The following is a 1,373-nucleotide window of genomic DNA, read 5'->3' on the forward strand; positions in this document are numbered from 1 at the left end:
AACAAGTGTTTGGTTACAGTGAATTTCGCGACGGTCAAAGTGCAGTAATTGATGCCGCTATTAATGGCCAAGATTCATTAGTATTACTGCCCACCGGTGGTGGTAAATCGGTGTGTTACCAAATACCCGCGTTGGTATTAGAGGGAGTCACCATTGTTATTTCTCCGCTGATCTCTTTAATGCAAGATCAAGTCACCCAGTTACAAGCACTGGGAGTTAAGGCCGCTTATGTCAATAACAGCCTAGCTCGCGAAGAACAACAATTAGTGTATCAGCAACTGCATCAAGGGCTGATAAAGCTACTTTATGTAGCTCCTGAAAAAGTGCTACAACGCGACTTTTTAGAGCGGCTCTCTCATTTGAATGTGAGCTTGTTTGCTATTGATGAAGCACACTGTGTTTCTCATTGGGGTCACGATTTTAGACCGCATTATTTTCGTTTAAATGAGCTTAAACAACGCTTTGCACATGTGCCTATGATGGCACTCACTGCCACTGCCGATAAAGCGACTCGCTTTGATATTGTTGAGCAACTCAAGCTACAACAGCCCTACATTCATACCGGCAGTTTTGATCGCCCTAATATTCGTTACACCATAGAAGAAAAATTTAAACCTATGGTGCAATTACTGCGTTATTTAAAAGAGCAAAAAAATCAAAGTGGTATTATTTATTGCACCAGTCGTAAACGTGTTGATGATATAGCTGAAAAGCTTGCTGATGCAGGCCTTAATGCTGCCGCTTACCATGCGGGAATGAGTAACGAGCAACGTCAGTTTGTGCAAACCGGATTTGCCCGTGACGATATTCAAATTGTGGTTGCCACCGTTGCCTTTGGTATGGGAATTAACAAGCCTAATGTACGCTTTGTTCTGCATTACGACATTCCAAAAAGTATTGAAGCTTATTACCAAGAAACAGGCCGTGCTGGACGAGATGGGCTGGCTGCAGAGGCCATCATGTATTTTGACCCTGCCGATATAGGCCGAGTTAGACGCTTTTTTGAAGATATTGACGATGAACAACGCCGCCGCGTAGAAGAGCAGCGCTTTAATGCCATGGCCAGCTTTGCCGAAGCACAAACGTGTCGTCGTCAAATATTATTGAACTACTTTAGTGAGTACCAACGCGAGCCCTGTGGGAACTGTGACATTTGCTTAAATCCACCTAAAAGTTTTGATGGCACATTAGTCGCACAGCAAGCGCTTTCATGTGTGTATCGCGCGCAACAACGATTTGGATTGGGTTACATTGTAGAGTTATTACGCGGCGCGAATACTAGCCGCATTCGTGATAACAATCACCATGAACTTAGTACTTATGGCATAGGTAAAGATAAAAGCAGTGAATTTTGGCTTAGTATTTTACGCCAA

The 1,373-nt window shown here is 43.4% G+C and carries 1 protein-coding gene; it reads left to right on the forward strand.

Translation table 11 applies throughout. The annotated features are described in order from the left end of the window. Nucleotides 1-1,373 (forward strand): DNA helicase RecQ (recQ, locus tag AC3WVG_RS11885; protein ID WP_488798331.1); only part of this gene is annotated, 1,373 nt, incomplete at both ends.

The sequence above is a fragment of the Desulfovulcanus sp. genome, assembly GCF_982781345.1.